Genomic DNA, 5,261 nt, shown 5'->3' on the forward strand with positions numbered 1-5,261 from the left:
AATTAACTTCATACTCCTGAAGGTAACTGCATGAGATTAAGTCGTATTTATATGTAGTCTTGCTATACAGATAAAACAGCATGCTGGTTCCATTACTCAGGTTTATGATTTTTAGTGGTAAGCCTAATGAAATCAGCAGTTCATCCTGAGATGCCCCTACCCATGATGCAGCGATATCTGAAGCAATCTGATCATATTTATTAAGCATCAGATTACCAAGTGGAGAGCCTGCGCTCCCGGATAAAATGAAAACAGGTCTAACCATAGAAAGCCACCTCATGTAATTCTCCTTCACAGAGCGACCTGACAGTTATGTTGCTGATAGTTAATTTTTTTATTGAGCGCGACCTGACCCTGTTTAATGTAGAGTTTCTTTATTTGAATATTTCAACGCTGCGAGGTCGGGAAAACAATAAAAACCATGTCGAGCCGGATTTAGAATATTCTTCGGAATGAATACATGTCCCGTAAGGTACAGAACTCAAATTCCCGAATGGTAATGTTACCAGCCTTCGCAATCATTTCTCTCCACTCCATGCTTTTATCTCTGTACTCCAGCATTTCCGCTCCATCAAGAGTCTCCAGAAGATATCCGAGCGTAATATGGTACTGATAGGAGCAATGATCGTCGCGACGAATACCCGTTATTTCTGACAACTCATCTCTTATTTTCTGAAGACGATTGTGTGTAGTCTGATCGGCCGGTTTTAGCGGGATGAAAAAATTATCATTTCTTCCCGGTAATGGTGCGTCTGAGTCCACTATGAAATCAAAGGATTCAGACAGGCCTGGCTGACGTAAATTAAGTTTATCCAGAAAACATCTGTTAAGCTCCTCCAGCTCCAGCTCACGAGATATACCGGCTGGCCATGGGCCTGAATGACGATCGCACTCGTTTACACCGGTAAAAAGCGTAATGTGGTAACTACTGGATGGAAGGGCCGTCATTTTCCTGAAAAAACTGGTTTCCGGCAGTGCTCTGTATACATTAAGAATTGTATCAAAAGTCTTAAATCCTTCCCCCTGCTGTTCAAGGTGGCCAAGAAATGTATTACCCGCAAAAGGTAAAGGACACCCGGAGGATGAAAATTTTCTTCCCACATCCGGGGCGTAACTGACAAAATCACGTGACATATCCCATCCTCTTTTACTGATATACGGGCCGGCGTACCCTTTACACCAGAGTAAAACTAATCCGGCACTGCTACTTTTTTATATTCAGTGTGTAATATAAAGGCAGCATTGCTGCCCCGCGTGACGCACCCTCTTTACTGAAAGCAGAAGCTTCAATTTGTGCTGATGGCCGTAACGGCTCTAATCGTCCGCTGACTCTGAGTTTGAGCTCCTTCACCAGCCGCCCGACGATTTTTTTAGGCATCGCGCCACCCAGCGTGATAACTTCAGGGTCCAGCCACTGGATACAGCTGAATATAATGGGTTCCAGTTGTTCACTGACACGCGCTATCCAGCACTCAATAACCTTATTCCCGCTGCCAGCAAGGCCATCAAGTTCATCGGGATCCAGACCGGCCTTCTGCAGAGTGATAAGCAAATCTTTATAAGAAGGCCTTGGCAGTTCGAGTGGGAAACTCATTCCAAGTTCTCCGGCATTCGAAAACCCCCCACTCAGAAGCTTATTGTCAGCAATAATGCCTGCAGCAATTCCGTAACCCAGATCAATAAGGACCAGGTCAGAAATGTTACTGTGATTACCGGAGTAATATTCGGCAATGACAGAAGCATTTACGATGTTTTCTACCCAGGTCGGGTAAGGTAACGCTGCAGCAAAAACTGCCTGAAGGTCAACCTCCCTCCAGGTATCAAGCCATGCTACTGTCTGTCTTTTACGGCCGTCTTTTTTCAGGAATCCCGGAACGGCATATCCAATGCCCAGTATTCGTGAGTTACTTAAACGTTTCTTTTTAAGTGCACCGGCAACCATCTGTATGACCTGATTGACCGTATGGGCTATTTCACGGTTTTCAGTATGTTTTTCTGAAACCTGTATGAGCGGTTTTCCGCTTAGGTCAACGACGGCAATGTCAATAAACCCAGGACTGAAGGAAACGCCTACAGAGCAGGCCCCTCCTGGGTTCAGGCGCAGGGGTAAAGAAGGCTGACCACGCTTGCCATCATGTACAGGCTCACCCTCGATAATCAGCCCGGTAAAAATCAGTTCACGACACTGCTGTGTTATAGCTCCCGGAGTCAGTCCTGAGAGGCGACTGAGTTCGGCACGTGTAACGGTGCCATGATTCCTGATCAGGTCGAGCAGGTTACGCTGCGTCGCGCTCAGTTCTAAAGGTGCACTGACTAAAGTCATGATAATTCCTATATGCGGGTATCAAATGGTTAAGCACATTTTAACCCGGCATCTTTGATGAGTCTTTTGACATACAGGACGTCATCATGGCTGACCATGTCAATCAGACCTTCCTTCATCCAGAACAGTATCTCGCTGCGGACATCATGCCCGAACTTAAAACGGTAGTACTCCAGCGTATCAAGACCGAGCTTGCCCGGAGTAAGGTAAAGGCGTACACCTAATCCCGCCTGCTTATAGGCCTTCAGATCGTCTATATGTGTATGTTCATATTCAAGACAAACACAATCAGCACCCGAACCGAGAATAGCTTCAAGCTGATTCTTATAACGTTCAAGTGAGACTGTCTGAATCTTCAGACCCGGAACACTGTCCCTGACCTGATTAAGCAGTACATGGTTAAACCCCAGTAACTGCATTCTTTCGATAATGCCGGTTCTGGTGTTCACCAGTTGGGTGAATCTTTCAATAAAGCGGTCAAGACGGCAGCGCTGTTTTATCTCTACGACAAGACCCATATCGTGTCTGATCGCCCAGTCAAAGATGTCATCCAGTAGCGGTATAGCAGCCTTTCCTTCTTCGGAGGAAACGCTGACGCCAAAGTCATACGTTCTCAGTTCGTCGAGAGTCATATTTGCCACATAACCAGAGCCATCCGATACTCTGTCAATGCGGTAATCATGAATAACCACCATTTTCTCATCCTTAGTCATGTGCACATCGAGTTCAATACTCGACATTCCAGCCAGGCGTGCGCCATCAAATGCTAAAAGCGTATTTTCAGGATACTTACTGGAGTATCCACGATGGCCGTTCGCCAGTACGACCCCTTTACTGGCCTGATGGAAGTTGAACACGTTCAGCACCTTTGAGAAAAAGTATTATTCTTCACTATTAAGTATGTTATCTAAACTTAATAAAAAAAGCAGCGAAAATCTAATTTATTTTTTTATTTAATAAAATCATATACATACAGTTTTCTTAATGAGGGTTATCCTCAAGCAATTCACTGTCATAAAATTTTAATGTTTAATCATTAAAGTTAATCGTGATGATAATTAGGGACTGCATGATGGCTAAACTGAGACTTGAAAAAATTACAAAGCGTTTTGACGAGTACTATGCAGCGAGAGAGATCTCTTTCGATGTTGAAGAAGGGGAGTTTGTCACCCTGCTGGGACCCAGCGGATGCGGTAAAACAACCCTTCTGAAGATGATTGCGGGATTCGTTACCCCAGACAGTGGAAACATCATTCTGAACGGTCAGGCAATTAATACACTACCCCCGGAGAAGCGAAGCACTGCGATGTGTTTCCAGTCTTACGCTTTATTCCCTCATCTGAATGTTGTTCACAATATTGCTTATGGGCTGAAGCAGAAGAGGATCCCCCCTGGCGAACAGAAAGCTACGGTCAATACCGTGCTGAAACAGATGGGCCTCGGATCACAAAGACACAAAATGCCTTCTCAGCTTTCAGGCGGGCAACAGCAAAGAGTTGCGATCGCGAGAGCCATGGTAACAAAGCCTCACGTCATGCTTTTTGATGAACCTCTTTCCAATCTGGATGCAAAGCTGCGTGAAAGTGTGAGATATGAAATCAAACAGCTTCAGGAGCGCCACAATCTTACATCAGTTTATGTGACGCATGACCAGAGTGAAGCGCTCTCCATGTCAGACAAAATTGTGGTACTCAATGCAGGGAACATTGCGCAGGCAGGCACACCTGAAGAAATATACTATCAGCCGGCAAACCGCTTTATTGCCGATTTTATTGGTGCGGCAAATATTATGCAGGCAACCATATGCAGGGCAGAACAACCCGGCTATTACAGGGTATCCACTTCAATGGGGGGCTTCTACGTCAGCTCTTCGAGAGTACCTGAAAGCGATCATTGCTGGATATGCTGGCGACCCGAAGATGCTGTATACATTCCGGAAAGCAGAAAAGACTCTAATCACTTTACCATCACCGTTGAAAGTATGGCTTTTATGGGAAACCATACCGAGGCTTTGGGGCACACAAGCGATGGAACCGGCGTGCGGCTGCAACTTATAAAAAAACCTTACTTTAAAACCGGTGAGCAGGCATGTTTCTATTTGCCTGAAAATGCCATCGTATTTCTGGAGCCTGTGATATGAAAACTAATGTCCGGCAGGAGTTATTTGCCTGGCTTCTTATGATAAGCGGGCTTGGTACTATCCTTATGCTTATAGGCTCAACATTCTATGTTCTGATAGCGCAGAGTATTGGCTATTTTAATCTGACGGGTGAAAGTTATTTTACACTTCAGTACTGGTCCGGGATGCTTCGCGATCCCGTACTGGTGAGCTCACTTCTTTATTCATTGAAAGTTTCACTTCTCGGAGCCCTGGGGGCCGTTATTCTCGCCTACCCCATCGCTTTATGGCTGAGAAAGCCGCTGCCCATGAAAGAAAGTATCATTGCCATACTGCGTATACCTATGTTTATTCCTGGCCTTGTTGCAGCCTTTTTATTTATTAACATCATTTCATTCCATGGTGTTATTAATGAATTCCTTCTGGCCGCAAAAGTTATCGCTGCGCCGCTGCGTATGCAGAATGACAGTTTCGGCACGGGAGTCATTGTCCTGCAGATATGGAAGAATATGCCCTTTGCGCTGATTCTGATAAGCAGTTCAGTGAATACTGTGAAAAATGATCTTTTAAACGCATCGGTAAATTTAGGCGCTAATAAGTGGCAGCGGTTTATCACTATTGTACTGCCACTTACCCTGCCCGCAGTGCAGGTGGCATTGATTATTGTATTCATTGATGCGATCGGTGACTTTGCTTTTTACTCAGTCGCCGGGCCTCATGATGTTTATTCACTTGCGCGACTGATGCAGTCAACGGCTATGGAGTACGGAGAATGGAATAACGCTGCCGTGATTGCCATGATCATCATGATAACCTCAC

At 45.2% G+C, this 5,261-nt stretch carries 6 protein-coding genes; 2 read left to right on the forward strand and 4 right to left on the reverse strand.

Going from position 1 to position 5,261, the window contains the following annotated elements:
* The 4 genes from FJW00_RS22445 to FJW00_RS03915 form a co-directional block, all read right to left on the reverse strand.
* Nucleotides 1-280, reverse strand: a 280-nt coding sequence (locus FJW00_RS22445; RefSeq protein WP_219994842.1) for a hypothetical protein, incomplete at its 3' end; no start/stop codon positions are given.
* Between the two features lie 155 nt (nucleotides 281-435).
* Nucleotides 436-1,134 carry a DUF1868 domain-containing protein gene (locus FJW00_RS03905; RefSeq protein WP_140923096.1) on the reverse strand — a complete coding sequence of 233 codons (699 nt, stop codon included), beginning with the start codon at nucleotides 1,132-1,134 and terminating at the stop codon, nucleotides 436-438.
* 70 nt (nucleotides 1,135-1,204) lie between these two features.
* Entirely contained in the window at nucleotides 1,205-2,323 is a 1,119-nt protein-coding gene (locus tag FJW00_RS03910) for an ROK family transcriptional regulator (RefSeq protein ID WP_140923097.1), read from the reverse strand.
* A gap of 29 nt (nucleotides 2,324-2,352) precedes the next feature.
* On the reverse strand, nucleotides 2,353-3,180 hold the full coding sequence (locus FJW00_RS03915) for a glycerophosphodiester phosphodiesterase (RefSeq protein ID WP_223812725.1): 828 nt from the start codon (nucleotides 3,178-3,180) through the stop codon (nucleotides 2,353-2,355).
* Between the two features lie 215 nt (nucleotides 3,181-3,395).
* Between FJW00_RS03915 and FJW00_RS03920 the strand changes: the two genes are divergently transcribed.
* Both FJW00_RS03920 and FJW00_RS03925 read left to right on the forward strand, forming a co-directional pair.
* A complete protein-coding gene (locus FJW00_RS03920) occupies nucleotides 3,396-4,463 on the forward strand; it encodes an ABC transporter ATP-binding protein (protein WP_046102998.1) in 1,068 nt (355 codons plus the stop codon).
* On the forward strand, nucleotides 4,460-5,261 hold an 802-nt coding region (locus FJW00_RS03925; RefSeq protein ID WP_140923098.1), incomplete at its 3' end, for an ABC transporter permease. The genes FJW00_RS03920 and FJW00_RS03925, both read left to right, overlap by 4 nt.

Source organism: Pantoea anthophila, assembly GCF_006494375.1.
Taxonomy (GTDB): domain Bacteria; phylum Pseudomonadota; class Gammaproteobacteria; order Enterobacterales; family Enterobacteriaceae; genus Pantoea; species Pantoea anthophila.